Here is a 24,799-nt window from a genome sequence, read left to right as displayed (position 1 = left end):
CGGGTTATTTTACATCTAACAATGAATTTTTAGAGATGCCCTTATTAAAGATCTTAAGTAGGAATATAAAATTACTCCCCCGCCGCCAAAATGCCTTAAAATAATTCTTCCATTCATCAGGACCGCCTACTTTACGCTGCCACTTTATGAATATGAAGGGGATTCAATTCTTCAAGAAATTGCCAAGTTCGGAAATCATCAAAGAGAGGATCACTGGATAAAATACACAAGAAAAATCGATTGCGTGTGGCTAAGTCAAAATCCTTCACATTAAAAACAGGATGGTAAAGTTTAGGCAATCCATTCAATAACAACATACTGAAGAATGCCGCCAGAGCTGCACATAATATAGTTAGTTCAAAGGTAGGAATGATAAAGACGGGCCAGCTGTGATAAGGGCGCCCCCCCGTGTTGAAAGGATAGTCAATCACTGCTGAATAATATTGGAGAAAGTAGCCCCCGATACCCCCTATTAAACCTCCAATTAGAGTAATCAAAGCTATCTTATTGCTTCGAAATCCTAATGCTTCACTCAATCCTTCCACGGGAAAGGGGGTATAAGCATCTACTTTTCGATAATTTTCCTTCCGAGCCCTTTTAGCGGCTTCTAACAGGTGATTCGCTGTTCTGAATTCTGCCATAAAGCCATAAATCACTGGTTTCTTATTCATCTATTTTCCTCTTTTTATCAAAAATGAGTTCCCGCATCTCATAAATCGAGAGGGCGGGTAAAAGACGAATGAACAAGAAAAATAGCGCCGCAAATAATCCTAGAGAACCGACAAGGTGAGCCCAGTCCCAGCCCGTAGGATAAAACATTCCCCAAGCAGCAGGCAGAAAATCGCGATGGAGGCTAGTGACAATAATCATAAAGCGCTCTAACCACATCCCAACATTGATGATGATGCTGATGGCAAACAACGCCAGTACATTTACTCGAACGCGCTGGAACCATAGTGGTTGAATGGCTAAAACATTGCAAATAATGGTTGCCCAGTAAAGGGGGGCATAGGGGCCATAGAAACGATCTAAAATCGTAGAGAGTTCATATTCGTTGCCACTGTACCAGGCCATGAAAATCTCTATCAAATAACTATAGGCGACAATGAATCCTGTCGCCAATAAAACTTTCGCGGCATGGTCAAGGTGCCGTTCGGTAATAAAATCTTGCAGCTTAAAGAAGGCACGCAGTGGAATCGCTAAAGTCAATACCATGGCAAAACCGGAGAAAAGCGCTCCCGCGACAAAATAAGGAGGAAAAATCGTAGAATGCCATCCTGGCGTATTCCCATATGCAAAATCTAGCGCTACGATGCTGTGCACAGAAACCACCAAGGGCGTGGCCAACCCTGCCAATAACAAATAAGCCGTTTCATAGCGATGCCAATGGCGAGCTTCACCACGCCAGCCGAGCGCAAGGAGACCATAGACAATCTGGCGAAAGCGGGTGTTTGCCCGATCCCGCAAAGTAGCTAGATCGGGAATTAACCCCATATACCAGAAGATTAAGGAAACAAGAAGGTAGGTACCAATCGCAAAGAAATCCCAGACTAAAGGACTGCGCCATTGGGGCCATAGCTCCATCGTGTTGGGATAAGGAACTAGCCAATAAAAAAACCAAGGCCGCCCTAGATGTAAAATGGGAAAGATGGCAGCAATACCAGCCGCAAAAATGGTCATAGCTTCCGCAAAACGATTAATCGCCGTGCGCCATTCTTGACGCAGCAACAAAAGAATAGCGGAAATAAATGTCCCTGCATGGCCGATTCCAATCCACCAGACAAAATTGGTAATCGCCCAGCCCCAAGCCACGGGGATATCCACTCCCCAAACCCCCACACCGACAGCGAACAAGTACCCAATGGCATAAAAAAATAACAGGGTAAGGACAAAAGCGATTCCAAAGCCGACGACCCACCCACGGTGTACCGGCCGGGTAAGAACTAGATCACTGAGTTTGTCGGTAATAGAAGCGTAGCCATAGTGCCCTTTAACCAAGGGAAGCTTCGGTTTTTCTATGTCTGCGCCATCATATTTTTCCTTTTTCATCAGTCATTTTGGTTTATTTTAGGGTTTGGGTTGGTCAATTTAGCTAGATAAGTGGTTCGTGGCTTGACATTAAGTTCTGCCAACAGAGCATAGTTGAGCGGTGAATTCTGGGATTCTCTAACCTGACTGTTAGGATCATTCTGATCGCCAAAAATGATGGCTTCCGTAGGACAAGCTGCCTGGCAAGCTGTCAGCACTTCACCATCTCGAATGCGTCGGCCTTCTATCTCAGCCTCAATGCGGGCATTGCTGATCCGTTGCAGGCAATAGTTGCATTTTTCCATCACCCCACGCATGCGCACTGTAACTTCAGGATTCCTCTGGGCTGCTAAACCTGGCGTATCCTTAGCATATTGTAGAAAATTAAAGCGTCTCACCTTATAAGGGCAGTTATTAGAACAAAAGCGGGTCCCAACGCACCGATTGTAGACTTGAACATTAATTCCCTGGGAGTCATGGATACTTGCCTCCACTGGACAGACGGGCTCGCAGGGTGCTTTCTCGCACTGCATGCAAGGCACCGGTTGAAAATAAGTTTGCGGATCTTCCAGAGTTCCGCTGTAGTACCGATCGATGCGCAACCAATGCATCTCCCGCCCTAGGGTAACCTGTTCCTTACCGACTACCGGGATATTGTTTTCTGCTTGGCAAGCCACGACACAGGCGCTACAACCAATACAGGTGCTCTGATTAATTGTCATGGCCCAGGCATAGACAGGATATTCGAAATCCGGATAAAGACTTCCCGAGGGGATCTCCTGATCCGCAAAATCAGAATTTTCTTGGAACTCGGCAAGAGTGGCCGCTCGAACAATCTCCCGCCCTTCCATACGATGATGGTGTTGCGTAGTAGCTAGAGGATAGCGCTTGTTAGTCTTGATAATTTCTAAGCCCCTATCAAACCAAGGCGCATCGGAGGTGCGTAAAGCGTTGGCATTAAAACCGGTTCCCGCTCCTACTTGACCTGTTTGCTCACGACCATAGCCCAAAGTTACCGTGACCGCCTCATCAGAATGGCCCGGCACGATCCAGACAGGCGCCAGCACTTTCCGCCCCTGATAATGAAGCTCTATTACCTCTTCATTAGCAAGCCCCCTCTTCTCTGCCGTCCCGGGGCTAATCAGGGCGGCATTATCCCAAGTAAGCTTGGTGATCGGTTTAGGCAATTCCTGCAACCAGCCATTATTGGCAAATTGTCCATCCCAAATCGTAGGATCCGGCATGAAAATAATTTCCATACCTGCAGTTTCCTTCACTCTAGACTGTGCCCTTGCAATAGCCTTAAGAAAATCGTTTTTTAGCTTCACGGGTTTTGGCTGTAACCCTGTTCCTTCGATAAAACCTCTATGCAGCGCTTTTTCCCAAGTATCTTGGATTTCAGATTCTGGCCACCGCTTTTGCCAATATGCCCGCACAATGTCATAACTACTTCGATTTCCTTGGCCGAGCAACACGGCTAATAGTTCATGGGCTGACTTTCCTTGATAAAGAGGCGCAATGAGCGGCTGCAAGATACTGACCGTACCGTCGAAAGCCCGGGCATCGCTCCAATTCTCCAAGTAGTGGGTATTGGGAATAAACCAGTGACTATGAACGGCAGTTTCATCTTTATACAATCCTAGGTAAACTGATAAATTCACTTTGGAAAGGTGTTCAGCAAACGCCAAATCGGCCGGAGTGCTATAGGCGGGGTTTCCCCCCAGCATAATCAACGTATCCACTTCGCCGGCCGCCATATCTGCGACCAGGCGGCGTAGCGATTGGCTTTGGCTTAAGGGGTTGAAGACCACGGGGGCCGTATAAGTCAGTGTAGTTCCCGCATTTCCCAATGCCAAATTCATCGCATGGCCCAGGGCGTGAACAAAGGGAGGCTGCATCTCCCCCACGACAATGAGTGATTCTCCCTGGTGTTGCTTTAAATCGTTTACTAAAGCGGCAATCCATCGCTCAGGGAGGGGCAGAGCTTCTTCTATTTCTGGCGCGGCAATCCCCAGTTCCCGGGCAAGCCGCCCGGCCAACGCACCTACTTGGCCCGCCCGCAGGGAAAAACGATGATCTGCCATGGCCCCAGTGATCGTGGGGGTCCCTTCCGCCACGTAAAGGCGATTCATTGCCGCTTGGCTAATAGGATCAGGGTCAACCCGCCGCCGCTTTGCAAAATCTCGAGCATAACGTAAATGACCCGGCGGCAAACTCAGGAAATCGGCATCTAGGGAGAGGATTACTTTTGCCTGGTCCAGATGGTAGCGCGTTTCCAGAGCTTCCCCAAATGCTAAACGGGTACCCTCATACTGATTATCGTACCCCACCGGTTGGTAGTGGTGCCAATGGGCGCGGGGGAAACGATTGCCCACTGCTTGCAACTGAGAAGCTAGGGTAGGCGAGGTAACAGTTTGAGTCAGTAAATAAAGACCTTCGCCCCCATTGCGCTCAAAGGTTTTAAGCTTACCGTCCATGGTCGCCAGAAAAGCTTCCCAAGTGCTAAATTTCCCCTGATAATTCACCGCCTTGGGCCGATCAGGGTCCCACAATTGTAGTACTGAGGCCTGCCCAAAGATATCCGTACTCCCTAAACTGGCTGGATGCTGGGGGTTCCCCTCAACTTTGGTGGGACGGCCCATCCGGCTTTCCACTAAAACCCCGGTAGCAAAACCATCCAGAGGCATAGCGGTGGCAAAAAACAGGGATTCACCTGGCACGACTTCCTCTGGTGCCCATACATAGGGCAAGATCTCTTCTATCGGAGGACTGCAGCCGCTCAGCCCGGCCAAGGCCAAGGAGGCCCCCATCAGCCGCATAAAATCTCGCCGGCTGATCGAAGTTTCACTCAGCTCACGGAAGTAGGGAAATTCTTGATATAAAAAGCGTTCGAATTCTTCACTACCTGCTAGTTCTTCTAAGCTTTTCCAAAAATTGCGCCCCTGACTATTGGCAAGCCGTGTTCGGATTGCAGCTAAATCCAAGGGCTTTGCATCCGATCTCGCCATAACTCTATCCTTAACGGTGACAAGTTGAGCAATCGGTCTTAGACTGAATGTTATATTTTTCCACTAACCTCTTTCCCAATACCCTTTGATCCTCCCTTGGTTTCCAATCCATATCAAAGACATACTTGCGTGGTCGTACGAAGCGCTCCGGCTCTCGATGGCAACCTAGACACCATTCCATCGTGAGAGGCTTAGCGCGCCAGGTGAGGGGCATTTTATTCACCGGACCATGGCAAGAAACACAGCCAATACCTTTATGAATATGAATACTATGATTAAAGTATACAAAATCGGGCAGATCATGGATGCGCTTCCAACGCAGCGGTTTTCTTTCCTGAAAACTTGCTCTTACCGGTGCTAATACTGGTGCTTCCGTAAAGATCTGGGAATGACAGGTCATGCAAATTTCGGTTGAAGGCATGCCAGCAAAAGAAGATTTCTCTACAGAAGTGTGGCAGTAGCGGCAATCAATGCCGTCATCTTGCACATGATGCTCATGACTAAAAGGGACAGGTTGTTCAACGGGCTTACCTATAGCTGGCATGGGAGACATCGTGGCGCGCCAAAATAATATTGCACCCGCAAATAAGAAAACAATACTCAGGATCACTAGTTTTATAACCAGCGTTGAACGAGAAGAGAAGATTTGGGGCATTGCTAGAACTTACATTATAACTTACTCAGTACAAGGCTATTGCTCAAATTGCGCCTCCATATATTTTAAATAGTTGGCTACTTGTCGTATAGCAATAGACTATTCTAAGAGCAAATACAACAAGGAATAAAAATCTAGCTTTAGGGAATACTGCGGTGATTGAGTTTCCAAAAAAATGGAGGGGGGACAACTTAGCTTAGGCGTACATTGCTCTATTAGGAGAGGCTGATAGCAAAATTCCCATGCATTTTTAAACTTCTCCTGCCTTAGTTGCCTCAGCCAGCATGCCTAAAAATTCTAGTGGGTAGTTTTTTCTACAAGCAATTGTTTATAGAGATTAATGTAGTTAACAGCCATCTGTTCCGAGGTAAACAACTGCCAATAGCGAGCCTCAGCATTTTTTCCCATTTTTGCTGCAATCTCAGGATTCTGCCAGATAAACGCCATGGCCTCTCTAAATGCGCGGGGGTCGCTAGGCGGTACCACCAAGCCAGTCTCGTTATCGATATTGATATAGCTAGTACCTGTGCCGATCTCACTGGATATCATCGGTTTGCCGAACATGGCGCCTTCCAACAAAGAAATTCCAAAGGCTTCAGAGCGAAGATGGGAGGGAAATACGATAGCCAGGCTCAGTTTAATCAGCGCCACCTTATCTTCATCACATAGGGCTCCAAGAAAGTAAATATTTCCTAAACCCAAACGCTCTGCATGCTCTATCAATTCTTTCTCAACAGGCCCAGAACCCAAAATAACCACCGGAAAATCAGTACCCTGAACGGCATCTAGAAGAATATGCAAACCTTTGTAGTAGCGAATCATTCCCACAAACAAGAAAAATCGGTTACCGACCCGTGCTTGCCAGCGCCGAAGTAATTCTGATCTTATTTCAGGATAAGAAGTTTTATCCAAGCCTATGGGGATTACTTGAGTTTTAGTCTGATAACGATCCAATACCCGACTGGTGGCAAAATAATTGGGAGATGTTGCTACAATTCGGTCCACATGAGCCAAAAAGCAATGCATGAGTGGCCGATAAAGATTAAATAGAAATTTCTGCCGGATAATATCAGAGTGGTAAGTAACAACAGCCGGTTTCTTGACCAGTGAAAGAAAATGCACAACATCCATGAATGGCCAAGGAAAATGATAATGAATCAAATCGACTTGTTTGGCTAATTGAACAAATTTTAACAGGGCTGAGACAGAGAAACTGGTTGATGCCACCTGAAAATCAAGTTTAACACGATGAACAAGGTGGTTATCAATAAAGAGCGTTCCTTCAGTTTTGGTTTTGGTTAAGGTAAGAATTTCTGTTTCAAGGTTATAAGCAGAAACACCACGAGCAATTTGGTAAATAACTTGCTCAACACCTCCCACTGTATCTGGAAAATAAGTTTTATAAAAGTGCAAGATCCGCATGTGAACTCACTTGAAGGGCTCTTTTACTCAGATTGATTTAAAAACTACCTGAGTAATGCTTTAAGCCAGATCGCATAAGGTTGATAAAGCCACCATTTTAAAGGGACACGCCCATAATGTTGGCGAACAACTCCAATAGCTTCTCGATAATGCAAACGCCGCTGAGTCTTTGTTTTGGTCGCTCTATGATCCCGGTTCACGGCAATAAATCTGTCTACAAAGTGTAACGGTCCAAAGTTTTTAAATAGGCGCCACCATAAATCATAGTCCATCGCCAGATAAAAATTTTCATTAACACCGCCTAGAGCTTCCCAAACAGAACGCCTGATCAGCGTTGCAGGCTGAGAAATAATGCAGCGTAACGCCAGGCGGTTTTCGCTAAAAGGTTCCACCCAAACGGGTCTAAATTTTTTCTTTTTTTCAACAAAATTCCATGAGCGCCCATAAGCCGCCGGAACTCCTGAAGATTGCTGCAATACCTTACACAAATGGGTTAAGCCTTTCGGTAGCAGCCAATCATCGCTGTTAAGCCAGCACACAAAAGGCGCTTGCCCCCGTGCGATCCCCTCATTGATAGCCCCAGCTTGTCCTTGATCAGGATGGCTACGCCAGCCAGCTAGAAGGTGTTCCCATTTGCGAATCACCGCGAGGGAATGATCGCTAGAACCACCATCCATCACAAATACCTCAATAGGCAATGGCTGACTAAAGATAGAGACTAAAGCCTGCTCAAGGTAGCCACCTTGATTGTATGAAGGTACTGCCACCGTGATTAATGGTTTCACCGCCACTATTCAGGCGCCAGTATGATTTAAAAAACCGGGTAGGCTTGACCTATACCGCCACGTAAATCCACTCTCATAAATCTGCCTAACTCTCCACTCGGACGGCATTCAAAAATGCCAGGCAACCACCACTCTGAACCATAAAGCTAGTAACCACTACAACTTTCATAATAATAACTCTGATTATATCTTTCTTAGAGACTTGTTTGAATATCCCCATAATTCATCTAAATTAAAGTTTAGTCCAGGAGACAAGCCCGGAAAATATTCTTTTCTTCGTATAAAAAAGGCCGATCGCAATTGTACCCATAGAGAAAAAAAATCCCCTACCAAGGGCGGTAACCTAATATTATTATGTTGTTGCACACGCGCCATCTCTTCCTTGCCGATAGTTGCCAACTGGGTTGTGGTTTTGGCATTTTGGTGAACACGGAAAGCAGCGAGAAACCGGTTGACACGCCGGAATCTACCAATATCCATATAACGAACAAATAAATCATAGTCCATGGCAAAACAAAATCTTGCATCAATATTTCCTTTTTGTTCAAATAAACGACGGCGCCAAAAACAAGATTCCTGGGGAATGAGATCCCAACGCCGCATCAGAAAGCTACTATGCCGGGGTAAAATCCAGTGTCCAACAACCTCATTCACTTCGTTGATAATACAGCGATGCCCATAAAGGCAGTCCACTTCATGATGACGACGGAAATAATCGGCAACGAAATTAAGTGTACCAGGTAAAAGCATATCATCACTGTTTAAATAAGCCATGATTTCACCAGAGCTCAAGCTAAAGCCCTTAGCAATAGCCGCACTTTGCCCTTCATCTGGTCCTGACTGGAAATGGGAAAAATGATCGCGATAGGGGGCGATCCGTTCCAGGGTATTATCAGTAGAGCCACCATCCATAAAAATATATTCTAATTTCGGGTAACGCTGCTCAAATACTGAGCGCACGGTATCCACCACGAATTCACCCTGATTAAACGAGGGCGTCACAATACTGATAATTGGAAGTTCAGAATGAGTCACCCTCTCCATCCTTCATTGCAAAGAAACAATAATCACCTTTACCCAAACGATTCCAAAAGAGTTGCTGCCAAAAATTAATTCTTTGTGCCTGTAGACATAAGGAACGGTCAAAGTTAACTGCATGGGAGACACTACCACCGAGACCCAGGAAGTTTTGCATCAAAGAGATAGCTGTCCAGTAACAATGGGAGAATGTTTTAAAGCAAACAGGTTGCAAACCAACTTGGCCGGCAAGTGCAAATAAACCTTTCCGTGAAAAAATATAACGATGATAAGGGGGATGCCAATGGGCCCAGGTGGGACCAAACCAACCAATCTGCCGGGAATCCAAATTAGGCGTACTCACCACTACTACACCCCCAGGTGCAAGGAGGAGGCGAAGTCGGCGCAGAACCTGCCCCGGGTTGTCCATATGCTCAATACTTTGCCCCATGAATATGACATCAAATTGGTAGGGAGCCGGAATAATTTCAACGGCATTCTCTGCGCGCCCTTGCCAAACACAATGGCCTTTACTCCGGGCTATCTCCACCGCCTGAGCGTTAGGCTCCAAACCATAAGCTTGCCAGGGCTTTTGAGCGGCAATATCATCCAGCAAGTGACCTTCAAAGCAACCGGCATCAAGCACTCGAAGGGAGCTATTGAGGTCTATCCGCGCTGCTTGAAGCACACTGGTCAACTCAGATAATGTGTTGTCTGACCAACCGTTTGGCAGAAAGGGAGCAAACTTTTCCACCGGCAAACGCAGGAGCATTCTTTCCCACAGGCGTTTACCATTGAACTGACGATAAGGCGAAGCGCCCACGGGCTTTTTAATTGCTTCGGGCGGTGCGGAATAATTTTGCCGATATAGCTTATCCAACTCAGAGGGTTGAACAGGGGGATAGGTAATGGCAATAGCGTGCCGCGTATCTAAATAGATATGATTGATGACATTATCACCGAAACGAGTATCGGGTGTGCTGAATAAGAGCCGTTCTGCTGGGTTTCTGTCAATGGGACTTAACGCTTGGCCGTATTCTGTACCGGTAAGGATGACTGGCGGTGGTGGCATGTTGTGGAAATCAATAGGAAAAAATAAACGGTCGTTTTTTGCACACGCAGCCAGATATTTACGCAGGGAACGATATTTAGACTGAAGTTGCCAGCGCAATTTTTTTAAACGCGAAGCTTCAGCAAGAAAGTCGTTGCGGGAGCGTTCAACCTCTTGGTAGTAGCATTCTAAATTTTCACTTAGCTGTCCCCGGCGAATTCGAAAACAGCTAACATGTCCAGATCTACGGATAAACTTAAATTGCGCAGACAAGCGTAACCAGAGATCGTAATCACCCGCCAATTTCAAATCGCGCCGCAAGCCACCAATGGCTTGATAAGCGCTGCGGCGAAAAAACACGCCATCCTGAAATAAAATATGTTTATTCAATAGATCCCCAGTAGTGACGCCTTTCGGCTGCCGAACATTGGGATATTTCCAACCGTTCACCAGAACGGTATCTTCATGGTAGATCACAGCAACCTCCGAATGACGGGCGAAATACTCCCCAACAGCAACCAAAGCTCCGCCTTCGAGCAAATCATCAGCATTTAGGTAGGCCAAGATTTCACCCGTTGCTTGAGAAAAACCCTTAGCAATAGCATCATACATTCCCTGATCAGGCTCTGAGATAATCTGAGTAATTTTACTGGGTAAGGTGGGATCATTCTGAACGCTGCTGATGATCGATAAAGTATCATCCGTCGACCCCCCATCAACAATGATAAATTCCAGTGCGGGATAGGATTGCACCAATACCGAACGCAACGTAGCTTCAATGAATTCAGCACCATTAAGTACTGGTGTTACTACAGTAATCTTTGGTAATGGTGGCACAGCCGGTCCCTGTGCTATACGCCAAGCCCCCTTTTGAACCATTTGTTTAAAACGTTTTTTAATGTACCTAAAATCTGTTTGCAACCACCCTATCAAGTGCATGTTTTGCAACCTATAAAGTTGCTGTTCAAATTCTTCTTTTTGTGTTTCCAATAAAAGCAATCGTTCGTTAAGTATTTTATTCTGGGCGTGTGTAGAATTTAGTTGGTCATCAAGGAGGCTATTTTTTGTTTGCAGAGAGGCTAACTGTTCATCAAGATCCGCATTCTCTTTTTTGGCGGCCTCAACCTGCTGGCTTAAGGACTCAATTTGCTGCTCCAGTACCCCCCGTGATAAGGGACTAGAACAGCATTTTTTACGTTGCTGGACATATCTTTCCGCCACTTCAAATAACTGCAGAAACATTTCATTTGAGGGGGTAATCTCGAATTCTGTACAGGCATTGGCATATTGTGTGGCATACCCTAATCGATAAAATTTTTCTTTACCCAATGCATCCAAAAGAATGGCAATTTCTTCTTTTACAAAAACAGTTTTATAAGCCTCAATGGATTGGGTATGTATACAGCGTGTGGAAAGAATTTTCTTATCGCCAAAAGAACTTCTAGTATAGGGGGTATCCTGGATACCGAGATCTTTCCCAAGCACTTGGGGAGGAAGCGACAGATAGTCGAAAACACGCCCTATCTCTGCCTCAGGGTTAGCCACTAGGTTTTCATAATAAACTCTAAGCACTGGGTGCTCTGTCTCAAAGGCCAACAAATAATTAAAACCCAAAATATAGTCGAACAAAAATGGGTTATCTGACTGATCGGAAATAATTTTTGGGAGATTAACCGACCAGGAGGTTTTAAAAGAAGCCGCTACATCAAGGGGATTACGCAAAAGAAAAATAACTTTCCCTTCAGGCAAAAAATTTTTCACAAAATTAAGCACATGATAGTAACGAGGAGTTTTATCAACAAAAACGGATCTTTCCGTCTCCTTCAAGGCTTGTTGATAAATAGATGAAGCCGCCTGCTTAAGCGTCCCTAACTTCCTCTCCCCTAAAAATTCTGTAATTGCAGCAGACAAAAGAGGCGGGTCAGCAATATGGTCAGCGGGAACTTGCCCAAGTGCCTCTAATCCTAACAACAACCAGGGCTCTGGGGGACAATAAATACTCTGATGCTGATTGAGCAACCAAGACAACAAAGTTGTCCCCGAACGAGGCACTCCTAGCAAGAATACGACTGAGGGATGGTCAGTTATCGCCATATCCCTGACTTCAGGAATCTGTACTTTTGCTCAGAAAAAATTTTTTCTGCTTGGCCATATAAAGCATAATCCAGCTTATTGCGCTGCATAAATTCGGACGCCAAACAGGGATCAATTTTATAGTTTTCACCAACGGCATTCTGAGGGTTGCTGTTATCAGTTCTAATTGGTAAATCTTTTAGTATCGGAAAAACACAGCCTAGCATTTTTACGCTGTCATTGAAATGTTCAGTTAAACCAATAAAATCAAATTGCCTCAAGGGAAAACGCCAAAGAAATTTAGCTTGAAAATTAGTATGCTCCTCGGATAATAGAAACCTTTCTAAACTCCAGCTTTCCCGGGAAAAACGCTCCCAAACTCGGTGCCCATCAACAGTTGTCCTTTTCCAGAAAAAAAAGTGGGATATTGCCCTTTGTAAAGGATCACGAAGAAAAACTCCGTAAGCGATTTCCTTGCGAGGCTTAAAATAATAACCATTAAATTTGGCATATTTTCCAGCAAGAAAATGACCAAAGATAACGGCTTCCTCCCTTGGTCTAGCAGCAATACTTGAAAACAGACAATAGGCTTTGCGCTGCAGATCAGCCTTCGCAAGGGGACGATTATAGTCAAAATAAAGATTATCGTTGCCCACCTTTTTCAAAATAGCTTCCTTTAATGAAGTCCCTGCCGCTTTAGGGATATGAACGAATACGATTCTCATGCTAGCTTTCTCTTACGGAATCAAACTTATAGCCAAAAACCTCAATGTCTTCCCAAAAGCGGTCCGTTACTATTTGAATAAGCTCAGGATCATAATAATCAAAATAAGGCCGCCGGTTGCCTTGATTAAGAACAGGAAGGCTCCTCCCTGGAATGTCTAAAATATCACACAATCTAGAGAAATCCTCATTTAATTGTTCGTAGCGAATAATAAAATCAAGATTATCATCGGGTCTCATTCCAGCTGCATCAGTGGGTAACCGCAAGTAGGTGCTCATCGGATGGATTTCATCCAACATCCGGATAAATTCATTTCGATCCCAGGTATCACACCTCCGGTGTGGTGAAAAATAAAAAGAAATAGCACGGTCCCAGGGATTGCGGACACAGGAAAACTTTCTCTTTGACCAAAATGATTCCGGTCCAAGGGCAGCAAAATAATCAGTCAAAGTTGAATGCTTAATGGTACCGTAAGCACTATATAGTCCGAAGCGGTGAACACCATCCTTGTTATTACCGGCAACAAGCGTATCTTCTGAATAGGCGCTTAGAACACTTTGCAGTGCATTTCCAGCTGTTTTTGGAATATGCACAAAGATAAATTGGTGATATATCCCTATCATAGGCTTAGCCTCGCCTAATAAAAGCGATAGCCATGCAAAGCAATTTCAACCGCGAAAATATTACTAATCCGTTCTGCTTGGGCAGGGGTTAAAACTTCCTGATAAGGCCGCCGATCGGTTCGGTACTCTGATTTAGCATAAACTCCAAGCGAGCCATTAAAAGGTATTCTTAACCCCCGAAACACTTCCCTTAAGCCAGCCATGAGATTGTCAAAATCAATAATCTTATCAACAATAATTTTGAAATTATCATCTGGTTCTGTATACCGGGGAAAGTTGATAGGAAATTCTTGACCAGCGAGAAATTCATCAAGAGAAAGATTCCCATTGGCTCTAAATTTAGCCATATAATAATAAGAAAGAGTCTTATCCCAGGGATTGCGCTCCACGCAAAACTTAAAATAATCTTTCCAATTTTTTTCGCCTATTCGATCCCGGATCTCCGCACTTGTCATACGGTTATAAAAGCCTTGGTAATTACGGGGAAGGTGCAGTTCTACAGGGGGATAAATGGGTGTAACAATATCAGAGAAAGCACAAATCTGAGAAAGGAACACCTCAATACTGGTTCCTGCGGTTTTTCCATTTTTTATAAAAATAAACTTATACTTGTGAGAAATGATCATGGCTTACTGTTCACACACAAGTTCTAAGTCATTAAAACCCAACAAACAGTTATCGGAGCGTGGCAGAATATCAAATGTTAATGCACCTGGAATTTTATGTAAAATGTAGTATTGCTTTTGATCTTTGCGTTCTTCCAGCCTTAGGGTAATAAAATACTTTCCCTCATTAAATTTTGCTGGAAATCTTATGGTGAGGGTAGCTGATTCTCTATCTAAATCACGCTGTTTGATCCGAAACCACTGGCCACCTATACCGACTAGGTTGATTGCTTGGATCACTACCGATAAAGAAGGATATTGGATGTGGACTGAGAACTGGCAGCTAATTTTTAACTCAATGATATCCCCATAATTAAAAAAAGCATTATTTTGGCCAGTGCTAGAGAAAGCAGCAGACAATATTTCTCCTTCGCTGGTACCATAACCACCATAGGTTTTTTTTCTAATAGCCGTATCTATGTCTTTATTTCTTTGTGGTGCGCTACGAGATTGTTCGGCACGCACATCCATAAAATAGTACTCAGAAATATGCTCCGGTTCACCCTCTGCTTTTTTCTGGCCATTTTCAAGATAAATCGCACGATGACAAAAAGATTTAACCGCACTCATGTCATGGGAGACAAACAGCAGAGTGGTGCCCTTAGCAATCAAATCCTGAAGCCGTTCTCGGCATTTGAATTGAAATACCGCATCGCCTACCGCTAAAGCCTCGTCAATAATTAACACTTCGGGTTCGAGACAGGCGGAAACGGCAAAGGCAAGCCGCATGGTCATCCCTGAAGAATAGGTTTTAACCGGTTGTTCAATGAAATTTCCAATCTCTGCAAAGGCGGCAATCTCATCAAACCGGCGTTCGATTTCAGTACGGCTGAATCCGAGGATAGCGCCGTTGAGAAATACGTTTTCTCGTCCTGTAAATTCGGGGTTGAAGCCACTTCCCAATTGCAGTAGAGCGGCGACTCGGCCTTGAACGGTGATCTTTCCAGCACTAGGAGTCAAAGTGCCAGCAATCAGTTGAAGCAAGGTGCTTTTCCCAGCACCATTACGGCCAATAACCGCCACAGCCTCCCGTCTCCGGACTTGCAGGGAAACATTGAGTAATGCCCAAAACTCACGGTGAAATTTCTTGCGTCCTCTAAAAAAGGACTGCCACAAACGATCTTGAGGGCGTTGATACAAATGATAACACTTACTAACCCTGTTCACGTCAATTAAAATTTCGGGATCGATGTTAGTCATCGAAATCAATGTCATATTACATCGGCAAAACCGGTGCGTGTCTTCTGAAACCAGGCATAACCAAACCAGGCCACAGCTGCAGAAATTAAGAAATAGATTAGGTATCCTTTTAATTCCGGAATCTCCCCCCCAATGAGGGTGGCGCGCACCCGTTCAATCACATAAGTGAGGGGATTAAACTCCAGAAAAGCACGAAAAGGTTCGGGCACCGAACTTACAGGATAGAAGATAGGGGAAAAAAAGAGCAGACCACTGCTGATAAAGGTAACCAACTGAGCTAGATCCCGAAAATACACGGTAGCCGCTGCAATAAACCAACCCACGCCAACAGCAATTAAACTCAATGGCAATATCAATAAGGGAATAAAGGCTGCGGCTAACGTCACCCCCTCATGGGCAATACTCCAAACAACAATCAGCAATAAAAAACTAATAGCAACATGCAACAGGCTCGCCCCCAAAACAACAACCGGTAATATCTCAAGGGGAAAAACTACTTGCTTGACATAGCCAGGATTACCAAGGATAAGAAAAGGAGCCCGACTAATGCATTCAGACAATAGCCCGTGAACGATTAAACCGGCAAATAGCACCAGCGCGAAATCAAAAGTATTTTCCGTTGAAAATCCCCAGCGTGCTTTAAAAACTACACCAAAGACGAAGGTGTACATGACTAGGGAAAACAGCGGATTGATAAAAGACCACAAGAATCCGGCAAAGGAGCCCCGATAACGACCTGCCACCTCGCTCCAGATAAGCTGCACAATTAGTTCTCGGGTTTTTATAAATTGTCTGATTGCAATGATAGGGGAAATGGAAAATCTCGGCATTGTAAAATAGGCGTCATTTTAATGTTCATCAAGCACCATGATTGCCGCTTGCTGTTTGCCATTCCCAATCGAAGCAGCAGTCTTAGTGGGCAATTCCTCTAGCGACCCCCCGGTTTTACCCCGGATATCCACCCAGAAATGAGGTAAACCCAAATTTTGCAACCAATCCGGGCCATCAGTTTCTTTCAGCATGGTAATGGTAGAGGCACTTCCCGCCACAACGCATAAATCACTGACCACGGTCACCGATGCCAAATGCCGCACTGGCCAACCCGTCTTAGGGTTGAGGACATGGCCGTAACGGACGCCATTTAACACGATGCAACGCTCATAATCACCGCTACTGGCAATAGCGCCCTCCTGCAACAGGAGCATTCGCGTTGCTGCTCCTTGATGACTCGGGTGACGGATGCCAATCCGCCAAGGCTCACCATCGGGGCGGGGACCAATAATCTTAATATCACCACCTAAATTCACTAAACCATGCCGAACCCCCGCCTGCGAACTCAGTGAGGCAGTGCGGTCAGCGGCATATTCCTTGACGATGCCGCCAAAGTCAATTTCCATTCCGGGTAAGGGAAATTCCAATACCGGCGGTGCCCAATATAGTTTATCCCAGCCAATACTGCTAAGCAGCTCTTGCACTTGCGCTTTACTCGGCAATTTGTCTGACTTAAAGTTCCAAGCGCGCCGCAAGATGCCGGAAGTAATGTCAAATAATCCTTCGCTTTGCTCATAGCAAGTGGCCGCATAATTGAGCAATCCCGCTGTTTCTTCATCTACCGAGATACGCCCACCCGCCATCGCCACCCGATTAATCTCAGAAAGAAAGCTATCAGCCCGGTAACGGGAATACAGCGCCTCCAGCCTGCGCACATCGGCGATGATGAATTCTGCGGCTCGTTGGGCTTTGGCCTGAGTTTGGGCATAGAGTTGAATCTCACAGGGCGTGCCCATAGCATTAAAAGCCTTGCGGTAAAGCTTCACCCTACCCCCAAAAAATCAGCCGCCAGAACCGGAGTCCGAATCCCAGAGAGAAAATGCCCCCCTGCTCACTCCATTGTTGATTAGAACGCCAAACCCCAAGTGACAAACAGCGTACCCTCCCGTTCCAGTTGAAAGCCGTTGACATCATCCCTTATCGGCTGTATCCACTCGAAGCTCAATCGATTTCCCTTAAGCCCACCTCCTAGAGTAGAGGCATTGAGGCCAAAACCCACATCCCAGAAGCGCCCGCCGTAATTATCCGGGAAATCTACCGGCGCCGAACTCGGAGTGGGTCCGTCGAATTGACCTTCAATTGCACCTTGTACCGTATAGATGCCTCGAACCGAGGCAGAGAACCAATTGAACAGGCTATAACCGCCCCAGGCGGTGGCCTGAAATATATCGCCAAAGGCAAAACCGGAGGAGTTTTCGCTTTCCAAGCGCACGGTACCGCTCAGCTGACCGCCCCAAGACCAGCGATCCAGCCCACCAGTGTAGGTCAGACTAGGCAAGAAATCCCAGGTACCGCTGCCAAGCTGCATTCCATAGTGAAGGAATAAGGGTTTGCCAAAATCCGGGCTATTCTCGTTGATTTCCATACCCTCGACTTTAATATCCACGTCACCGGTCGGGGCGCTGACGCCTAAGCCCAGGTGCAAATAATGCTGGGGAGAATCCAATAATTTAACTAGCGCAAACAATCTCGTATCACCCACTCCACCAGTGGCATGGCCGCCCCCCTCGATGGCGTGGCTGTGCCCGCCAACCGCATCCGGATCCGGAGGGGGGGCCCCCTCAAGCTCCCGCAAGCCCATGTCCATATCCATAAACATGGGCATCAGCATCACATTCAACCACTCCGTTGGCACATACATGAGATCAAGCATATGCATATGCATATTCATATGCTCCGAGGTCACCTGGCAGGGTGTGTCCCTGCAGGCATTATTGACAATAGCAAGATCATTGACGGCTTGGCTGCCATGGAGCATGTCGCCACCGTGGCGGCTATAGCTATACCGGTAACCCACCATAAACTCGCCGGGTGTTCTCAGCATATGGCTGAACATCACTCCAGCGGGGGCAAAATCGCTGTGCCCCTCATGACCGACCGGGTGAACATGCCCCCCGTAACCACCGCCAGAATGGTTGAGAGCCGAAAGATCCACCCTCAGCAGCGCATTGGCCAAAAAATAGTTGAAATCGGCAAAATCGCCAGTCCCCCCTCCCCCCAACTTTAAGGAACCGGCGTGGGTATAATATTCAAAACCTGCTTCCAGGGTAACCCCTTTGGCGAATTGTTTACTCAATGTTACTCCACCACTCAGGGCCCCAAAAGCGGACAGTCGATGGTCACTAGAAAAATGGTCGGGAGTAGGCAGTTGGCTTTGGTTGGCTAAAATCTCTTCTACTGAAAGCGGCCCCTGATCGACTATAAAAAAGGGATTGTAAAAGTCCGCAGCACTTTGGCTGTAATATCTGACTGTGGGGGTGATGGTCCACCCCCTACCCAGGGGTTGCCCCCAGGAAATATCAAAAGTATGGGCGTTAATTCCCCAGTTGTCGTGAAAAAAACTGTAATTGAAGTGCAAAGCGGCATCCAATCCAGCAAGGTAACGGGAATAGCCTGCAGTCCAGTTAAATTGATCCCGCTCCTCAGGGCGTTTATCGTAACGGGTAAAAAGCCACGTCATGCCAGGGGTTTCTAAGGGAACGAAAAATACCGATTCCTTATAAGCATTTGAGAGAAAACCTGAACTATGGGTATAACCAAAGCCTGCCTTGAATACTGAGTTTTTGTCTACAACCTGGGTGAAACCAAAATTGACCGAAGTATCCGTCCGCCGGTCATCGACCCTCACCGACCAATCGGGAAAATTGGGATTGACTTCCCCCTCCGGATCGACGGGAACCGACGTCGCTCTGAATGGAAAGCGCAGGGCATTGATGGTGCTATTAATGTAGCCTACCCCTCCCGTCAAAGTAGTGAGTTTCTGGTTGAAATCCCAGCGCCCACTCAGGTTGAAATAGCGAGATTCATAGTCATCCTCCAGAGAAATACCACCGCCCAGGTCCAGCGCCGCTTCATCCCACTCGTAGCCTAGATTGAAATCCCCCTGCTTGCGGGTTTCCGGCGAGGCCTCGGCCATCACATGCACGGTTTCAGCGGTGATCACAGACTCAAAGGTCCTTGGAATGGTCGCCAACCCCTGACCCGTGTCGATATCAAAATTAACTACCCCTCCCCTGAGATCAAAGAAAGGTGACGCCCCGGTTTGGGCATTGGGATTAAATCGGACAGTAGCGGCTGGTGCCGTAGTGATGGGCGTGGCCCCTACCCAGGTATCCTGAATAAAATTAGCCCGAAATCTCAAGCGGTCAGTGAGGTCAATTTCGCCGGAGGTTTCCAGACTATCCACCTGAATGTCATTGTCCTTATTCCGAAATTGGCTTTGAGTGCTGCCGCCCTCCTCGTAACGGCCGTATTGGGAATTGAACTCCCCCCCCTCAAAAGCAGCATGGGCCGGTGGCAACATTAAGCCAGGTAAAGCCAGTGCAGCGGAAGTCAGTGCCAATAACGAAGAACTGGCTCGGCACTTGGAGGGTTTGGCGAGAGGCTTCGGCTTAATAGCAGCCACACCCCGCCCCTTCAGCAGAACCACTGCCGGCAGCCGCCTCGCGGCTATTGTAGCCATGGGCACGCAAACCGCTCTGCATGGGATGGGGGTCTAGGGCCATATGGGGCTTAGCCAGGTTGCCCCGCTCCCAGGGAGCCACCGAGGCGCAACCTGACAACCCTACCGCCAAAAATAATAATAGCGTGCTTATTATTTTTATTATTTTTGTCTTGGTTATTCGCTTGCTTCTCATTATTGCTGTATTTCTCTTCAAAGCCGAAGCGCACTGAAACAAATTTTGGCGTTTGGCAAAGTGTTGTTATTAATGCAGAAAAATTATCGAACAGGGCAGGAAAGACAGACAATAAACCATGCTAAAAATTAAGAGTTAGCCGCTTCTTCTTTTAAAAGCTTTTGGATCTGTGCCCGCAGTTTTTCAACATCCCCGGATCTAAATCCCTTGTGGACATAACGGATCATTCCGTTCCGATCAACCAGAAAAGAAGAAGGCATGGCTTGGACATCGAATAATTGAGCACACTCTTGATCTGGATCAATGACAATATCAAAGTGGGTAGGAAATTTCGCTAGAAAATCTTCGGCATCGCTTAATTTCTCATCAAGATTGACCCCCAAGACCTGCAGTCCCTCGTCACTAAAATGTTGGTACAGATTATTTAAGAATGGAAATGATTTTACACAGGGGGGGCACCAAGAAGCCCAAAAGTCCACATAAATAACTTTTCCTTGCCATTGCTGAATAGTGATCTGTTCTGCTGCACCCAAGGTATTTAAAGTGCAGTTGGGTGCCTCCCGTTTTATTTCAGAGATGGCAAGCGTTTGCAGCGGAATAGTAGCTAGTAGTAAGCAGAAAAGAGCCGGTCTTAGTTTATTCATAACGCTATTAAAACTCTAATTTTTAGGATAGCCCCTGAGTTCTCTCCCTCTCAGGAAGAAAGCTCACTGAAATCCTTTAATAACCATAGATAAGCACAACAGACCATTATTACTGATCTTGTAAAACCGTCAATGACGTACCCGTGTGGATGCCAGAATTTGTCTTGCAATGGTATTCAAGTAAATAACTTTTAGGGCCATCTTTAAGTTTATGCACCATGACATTATAAGCTCCGTTTCCGCCGGAGACAGAGGTCAGGGGACCAAAATTCTTGTCATGGTTGAAATGCTCATCCACTCTAAAGGGATCTGAAGCGGTTCTAACCACTGTTTCCCTCTGGACTACTGCGCTTATTTTACCTCCACCCTGGGCTTCGGTGGCATCAAACACTCGAACCTCAAGCACGTCAGAGGCTTCCCCTGCCTCAGTGGAGCAAATAATTAAGTAGTGATCAGTGGCACTCGCCTCATTGCCCAAGGCACCGACTTGATCATGGGCCGCCCCATTCACAGCATATCCCAAGGCAGCCATCATAAAGGGGATGGCCAACCTATTGACATTTTTCATAAACTCTCTCCTCTTATCATGCTACGCCTATTGACGTGGATTTTCCCGCAAAATTTGATCAAGCTTCATATTAGCTAAATCTCTCACTATCTTATCCGTATCATGGAGCGCCGCTTCAAGTAAAGCCATATCCTCTCCCGCATTGCTAACCGCCATCAACCGCACCCCCACATCACTGTCATGCAAGGCTTCTCGTAATACATCGTCCTTTTCAGGATCATTACGCCGAACGAGCCCGGACACAGCCTGCGCCCTGACATTTGGGTTTCGATCTCCTAAAGCCTCCGTCAGAATATTTCTGATGCTCTCATCATCAGCTTCATCTACAAGCGCAAGGCGAGATAAGGCCTCCTCCCGCTGTGTGGGATTGGGTGATAATCGGGCAAGCGCTGAAAGCTTTTCCCTTTCATTTTGCTTCAAACTGGATAGGGCTATTTGCTCTTCCTCAGACACCGACTGCCGCTCATGCTGAATAGGATTATTAGAATGTTCTGTAGCGCCGCAAATAATTTGATGATCCGTCTCCCGGGGCAACCGATGCTTACTTGGATTTGAACTCAGCACCCACACATCTTGCAGCCGGGGCGTTGGATTATCTGTGGATAACTTGTCCGCGTACCGATAAATGAGATTAGCTTCTTTACCTAGGACGCATTTTAGCACCTCCAGAGTTGCGCCTGCGCAAGTTGCCGTCACCCATTTTTGAGGCATGGGAGAAGCATGTAACCGAATGCCGGTTTCATTTTCAATGATTCTAAATATCTGCTCTAACGGTGCTTGCTCTACTTCTAAATGCAAACCACCATCGTTTCTGGAGATGGATTCAAGTTTTTGGCTCCGATCATGAAAAGTCTCGCCTGCAAAGAGAAAGGAGTGGATAAAAAAGAGTGGGATTAATAGTAAAAATTTACCCACAGGCATCTCAACCCCCGAACGTCAGAAAAGTTTAGGAAAAAGGATTTTAACTCAAGCATCCCAATGGCCCACTGTTAAGCGAGCGCGAGGCGCTATGCGCCTCGCGAACCTTACCCTTTACAAATCTACCTAGAGCCCGGAAATAAACCCCGACATGGGCAGATATTGATCAACTTCTTCCGCCGAAGGTTCCACCGCTACTTCATAACCCTCGCCGCAGTCTTCGGGTAAGGGATTAGCCGCTAAATCCCGGTTAATGGTCAAAGTGGGCCAAAAGCCTACAGAAACCACTCGCTCGTCATTAAATACGGGAGTCAATTTCCCTATCCATACATCCACCCGGCGCGCCCCTTCCCTCTCATGGCACCAGTTAGCTATCCCAATACGGGCCCTTACCTTGGTGGCACAGGACTCTTCCACAAAGGTAACTCCTGAGACGCGAAAAGGGATAACCCCTGCCAGATCGGCCTGTAGCTCGCCATCGGTATAGTGAATACCTCTTACTACGCCGGTCTCATCCTTAAATTGTTCGATCATATTAAAAACATTTATATCTTGAATCGCCTTGGGGTTAATCAGGCCGTTTGAATGGGCGCCGCCGATGAGCACATCCCCTAAATTAATGGCTTCCTCGGTATCAAGACGGGTGACAATAGAGTTAGGGCCATTGGGGAAAACCACCGACTGAGAAATGACAGGAAGACTATCTTTATCTTCAAAGCCGCACCCATGCCCTATGGCAAAAGCTGTATACAGGGTGGTTCCTTCATTAGCTTGATCCTTAATGACGGTATGGGCAAACACCAGGGAACTAACGCTGTATACAGCAAAAAGCAGAACAAATAAGGTTATTTTTTTTATCAAGACAGCCTCCTCGTATCGTTAATCTCGTAAATGCTAAAACATTAAGAGAATTTAACCGTGGGCGACAAAGCTAAACTCACCATCGTTATAAATACGGTTAGAGTAACCACCTGAGTGCAATAACCATTCCATAAATAATTTTACTTAAAATACATGCATTTACAAGCATAGAACTCGGCCGATGCGCAAAAACTGTGTCATTTAGCGTAATTTTAATAACCCGTTACGCTAAATGACACAGTTTTGGTAATAAGTTACTTATATGAAGGCACAAAAATCACACCCGTTGCCGACTTCCTCCTCCGACAACCCCTCCGGCGATAATGTGGGCGGTGCGCAGAGGCTCGGGAATAACGCTATGGATGGCAAAACGCCGGATTGTTGCCTCCGCCACAGCTAGTGTCAGGCCGACCCGCTGGATATAAATGCCAGCGACAGACTCCGGTGGTCCGGCCTGCTCAATCAGCGCCCATTTGCGTCGACCTCCCGGGACCCGATGCAAAAGCGCCTGCTTGATAGCAGTAAAGTTAGGTGCCCGTCGAGCGATGACCAACACCGGAATACCCGTGGCTTGGTGAAGGCGGTGCAAATCCACAACATTAAATCCGGCCAAGGCAATTCCCTGGAGCATCAGCAGTTGGGTGTGAGAGAAAAAACGTGAAGTTGTGATTAAACGGATCAGCGTCCGGGTTGCATTCATACCGTCGCGGCGCACTTTACCGCTCAATACGCCATCAAGGCGTTCTGCGGAATATACCGCCCCTACCACCAGCACATCCCCACGGTGTTGTGCTGGAAAAGGAGCATCATCGAAACCAATGACATGGGACAACGACCGCACCATCTTGGACTAAAATATAAACTTATGCGAATATTTCAGGCTTTTCGCCTCCAAGCGAAGGTACACCGGCCTTTTAATGCATTTATCGGGCCACCTAATAACCTCTCAATTAATTTAAGGAATCAATATGCGTAAGGGAGCCTTGTTTCTGGTCGCCGCCTTCATCTTGTTCTTCACTGCAGGGGCTAGCGCTGCGGACGAGCTTGAAACAGATACTCAAAAACTGAGTTATATTATCGGATATCAAATTGGTCAAAATTTGCAACAGCAAAAGATAGAGCTGGATAAGCAAGCTTTTATCCTCGCTATTGAAGATGCCCTTAAGCAAGCCCCCTCGCGACTTTCTCCTGAGCAAGCGAAGGCAGCAATGGAGGCCATGCAACAACAAGAGCAACAGCAGCGAACCGAACTGGCAGAAAAAAATAAATCTGCTGGAGAAGACTTCCTCAAAGCCAATAAGGAAAAGCAAGGGGTAGTCGAACTTGACAGCGGGCTGCAATACCGCATCATCCGGCAGGGTGAAGGTGAAAAGCCCGCCGCTGACGACACGGTGGTGGTGAACTACCGTGGCACGCTAATTGATGGCACAGAGTTCGACAGCTCTTATCAACGGGGTCAGCCAGTCACTTTCAAAGTCAATGGCGTTATCAGAGGTTGGCAAGAAGCTTTGCAGTTAATGCCTGTGGGGTCCAAATGGGAGGTCGTTGTCCCTCCTAAACTCGCCTACGGTCCACAGGGCGCCGGCCGCCTTATCGGTCCCAATGAAACACTGATCTTTGATATCGAACTGCTTGAAATTAAATAATCGTTCCCCTTAAGGGCTGTGAGCATCCTCTCACAGCCCCTATGTGCTGCCTTATGGTGATCGTCATGCAACGATCACTAAAACAACATTTTAAAGTAGCTTGGTATCGCCGGGAAGAACGCCGGCGTCGAGCTTCCAGGGACGGATTGACAGCGTGTCTTGTTATACCTGCCCCAAGTTCCTTAAGTCTAATTTAAACGGGAATTGCTATATCTACACTTTC

General features: G+C 46.5%; 23 protein-coding genes. 1 reads left to right on the top strand and 22 read right to left on the bottom strand.

Annotation, left to right across the window (positions count from 1 at the left end; genetic code table 11):
* Positions 1-131 precede the first annotated feature (131 nt).
* From E3U44_RS10185 to E3U44_RS10085, 22 genes are all read right to left on the bottom strand, one after another.
* Complete coding sequence (locus E3U44_RS10185) at positions 132-671, bottom strand: DUF3341 domain-containing protein (RefSeq protein ID WP_134358028.1); 540 nt, start codon at positions 669-671, stop codon at positions 132-134.
* Positions 664-2,049, bottom strand: a complete 1,386-nt coding sequence (nrfD, locus tag E3U44_RS10180) for an NrfD/PsrC family molybdoenzyme membrane anchor subunit (RefSeq protein ID WP_134358027.1) — start codon at positions 2,047-2,049, stop codon at positions 664-666. The genes E3U44_RS10185 and nrfD overlap by 8 nt, the downstream gene beginning before the upstream one ends.
* On the bottom strand, positions 2,049-5,036 hold the full coding sequence (locus E3U44_RS10175) for a TAT-variant-translocated molybdopterin oxidoreductase (protein WP_134358026.1): 2,988 nt from the start codon (positions 5,034-5,036) through the stop codon (positions 2,049-2,051). Before E3U44_RS10175 ends, nrfD begins: the two co-directional genes overlap by 1 nt.
* Positions 5,037-5,046: 10 nt before the next feature.
* Positions 5,047-5,589, bottom strand: a complete 543-nt coding sequence (locus E3U44_RS10170; protein ID WP_240761375.1) for a cytochrome c3 family protein — start codon at positions 5,587-5,589, stop codon at positions 5,047-5,049.
* A 399-nt stretch (positions 5,590-5,988) separates the two neighbouring features.
* Positions 5,989-7,113, bottom strand: a complete 1,125-nt coding sequence (locus tag E3U44_RS10165) for a glycosyltransferase family 4 protein (protein WP_134358024.1) — start codon at positions 7,111-7,113, stop codon at positions 5,989-5,991.
* Between the two features lie 44 nt (positions 7,114-7,157).
* The gene (locus tag E3U44_RS10160; RefSeq protein ID WP_134358023.1) at positions 7,158-7,898 is read right to left on the bottom strand and encodes a glycosyltransferase family 2 protein; all 741 of its coding nucleotides are present in this window, start codon (positions 7,896-7,898) and stop codon (positions 7,158-7,160) included.
* Between the two features lie 183 nt (positions 7,899-8,081).
* Entirely contained in the window at positions 8,082-8,933 is an 852-nt protein-coding gene (locus E3U44_RS10155; RefSeq protein ID WP_420812578.1) for a glycosyltransferase family 2 protein, read from the bottom strand.
* The gene (locus E3U44_RS10150) at positions 8,920-12,060 is read right to left on the bottom strand and encodes a sulfotransferase (RefSeq protein WP_134358021.1); all 3,141 of its coding nucleotides are present in this window, start codon (positions 12,058-12,060) and stop codon (positions 8,920-8,922) included. Before E3U44_RS10150 ends, E3U44_RS10155 begins: the two co-directional genes overlap by 14 nt.
* Entirely contained in the window at positions 12,051-12,764 is a 714-nt protein-coding gene (locus tag E3U44_RS10145; protein WP_134358020.1) for a sulfotransferase family 2 domain-containing protein, read from the bottom strand. Before E3U44_RS10145 ends, E3U44_RS10150 begins: the two co-directional genes overlap by 10 nt.
* A 1-nt stretch (position 12,765) precedes the next feature.
* Positions 12,766-13,386, bottom strand: coding sequence for a sulfotransferase family 2 domain-containing protein (locus E3U44_RS10140; protein WP_134358019.1), 621 nt, complete (start codon positions 13,384-13,386; stop codon positions 12,766-12,768).
* A 14-nt stretch (positions 13,387-13,400) separates the two neighbouring features.
* On the bottom strand, positions 13,401-14,012 hold the full coding sequence (locus tag E3U44_RS10135) for a sulfotransferase family protein (protein ID WP_134358018.1): 612 nt from the start codon (positions 14,010-14,012) through the stop codon (positions 13,401-13,403).
* 3 nt (positions 14,013-14,015) lie between these two features.
* Positions 14,016-15,251: an ABC transporter ATP-binding protein gene (locus E3U44_RS10130; protein WP_134358017.1), complete on the bottom strand. Its 1,236-nt coding sequence runs from the start codon at positions 15,249-15,251 to the stop codon at positions 14,016-14,018.
* An 11-nt stretch (positions 15,252-15,262) separates the two neighbouring features.
* The gene (locus tag E3U44_RS10125) at positions 15,263-16,015 is read right to left on the bottom strand and encodes an ABC transporter permease (RefSeq protein WP_240761374.1); all 753 of its coding nucleotides are present in this window, start codon (positions 16,013-16,015) and stop codon (positions 15,263-15,265) included.
* A gap of 84 nt (positions 16,016-16,099) precedes the next feature.
* A complete protein-coding gene (locus E3U44_RS10120; RefSeq protein ID WP_134358015.1) occupies positions 16,100-17,068 on the bottom strand; it encodes an FAD:protein FMN transferase in 969 nt (322 codons plus the stop codon).
* Positions 17,069-17,148: 80 nt separating this feature from the next.
* Positions 17,149-19,764 (bottom strand): DUF3570 domain-containing protein, encoded by a 2,616-nt coding sequence (locus tag E3U44_RS10115; RefSeq protein WP_134358014.1) that lies wholly within the window; start codon positions 19,762-19,764, stop codon positions 17,149-17,151.
* Positions 19,694-19,846 (bottom strand): DUF4266 domain-containing protein, encoded by a 153-nt coding sequence (locus tag E3U44_RS20500; protein ID WP_338040747.1) that lies wholly within the window; start codon positions 19,844-19,846, stop codon positions 19,694-19,696. Before E3U44_RS20500 ends, E3U44_RS10115 begins: the two co-directional genes overlap by 71 nt.
* Positions 19,815-20,051 carry a hypothetical protein gene (locus tag E3U44_RS19970; RefSeq protein WP_240761372.1) on the bottom strand — a complete coding sequence of 79 codons (237 nt, stop codon included), beginning with the start codon at positions 20,049-20,051 and terminating at the stop codon, positions 19,815-19,817. The genes E3U44_RS20500 and E3U44_RS19970 overlap by 32 nt, the downstream gene beginning before the upstream one ends.
* Positions 20,052-20,067: 16 nt before the next feature.
* Entirely contained in the window at positions 20,068-20,583 is a 516-nt protein-coding gene (locus tag E3U44_RS10105) for a TlpA family protein disulfide reductase (RefSeq protein ID WP_134358013.1), read from the bottom strand.
* 109 nt (positions 20,584-20,692) lie between these two features.
* Entirely contained in the window at positions 20,693-21,151 is a 459-nt protein-coding gene (locus E3U44_RS10100; protein WP_134358012.1) for a hypothetical protein, read from the bottom strand.
* A 27-nt stretch (positions 21,152-21,178) separates the two neighbouring features.
* On the bottom strand, positions 21,179-22,072 hold the full coding sequence (locus tag E3U44_RS10095) for a HEAT repeat domain-containing protein (RefSeq protein WP_134358011.1): 894 nt from the start codon (positions 22,070-22,072) through the stop codon (positions 21,179-21,181).
* Between the two features lie 123 nt (positions 22,073-22,195).
* Positions 22,196-22,930, bottom strand: coding sequence for a hypothetical protein (locus tag E3U44_RS10090; RefSeq protein ID WP_134358010.1), 735 nt, complete (start codon positions 22,928-22,930; stop codon positions 22,196-22,198).
* A gap of 277 nt (positions 22,931-23,207) precedes the next feature.
* Positions 23,208-23,774: an endonuclease dU gene (locus E3U44_RS10085; protein WP_134358009.1), complete on the bottom strand. Its 567-nt coding sequence runs from the start codon at positions 23,772-23,774 to the stop codon at positions 23,208-23,210.
* Positions 23,775-23,898: 124 nt separating this feature from the next.
* Here E3U44_RS10085 and E3U44_RS10080 point away from each other — a divergent pair, with 124 nt between their 5' ends.
* Positions 23,899-24,576, top strand: a complete 678-nt coding sequence (locus tag E3U44_RS10080; protein WP_134358008.1) for a BamJ family beta-barrel-assembly machinery protein — start codon at positions 23,899-23,901, stop codon at positions 24,574-24,576.
* Positions 24,577-24,799: the final 223 nt, after the last annotated feature.

Origin of the sequence: Nitrosococcus wardiae (genome assembly GCF_004421105.1) — a bacterium.
Lineage (GTDB): Bacteria > Pseudomonadota > Gammaproteobacteria > Nitrosococcales > Nitrosococcaceae > Nitrosococcus > Nitrosococcus wardiae.
The sequence above is the reverse complement of the archived record's forward strand: the minus strand, read 5'-3'. Positions and strand labels throughout refer to the sequence as shown.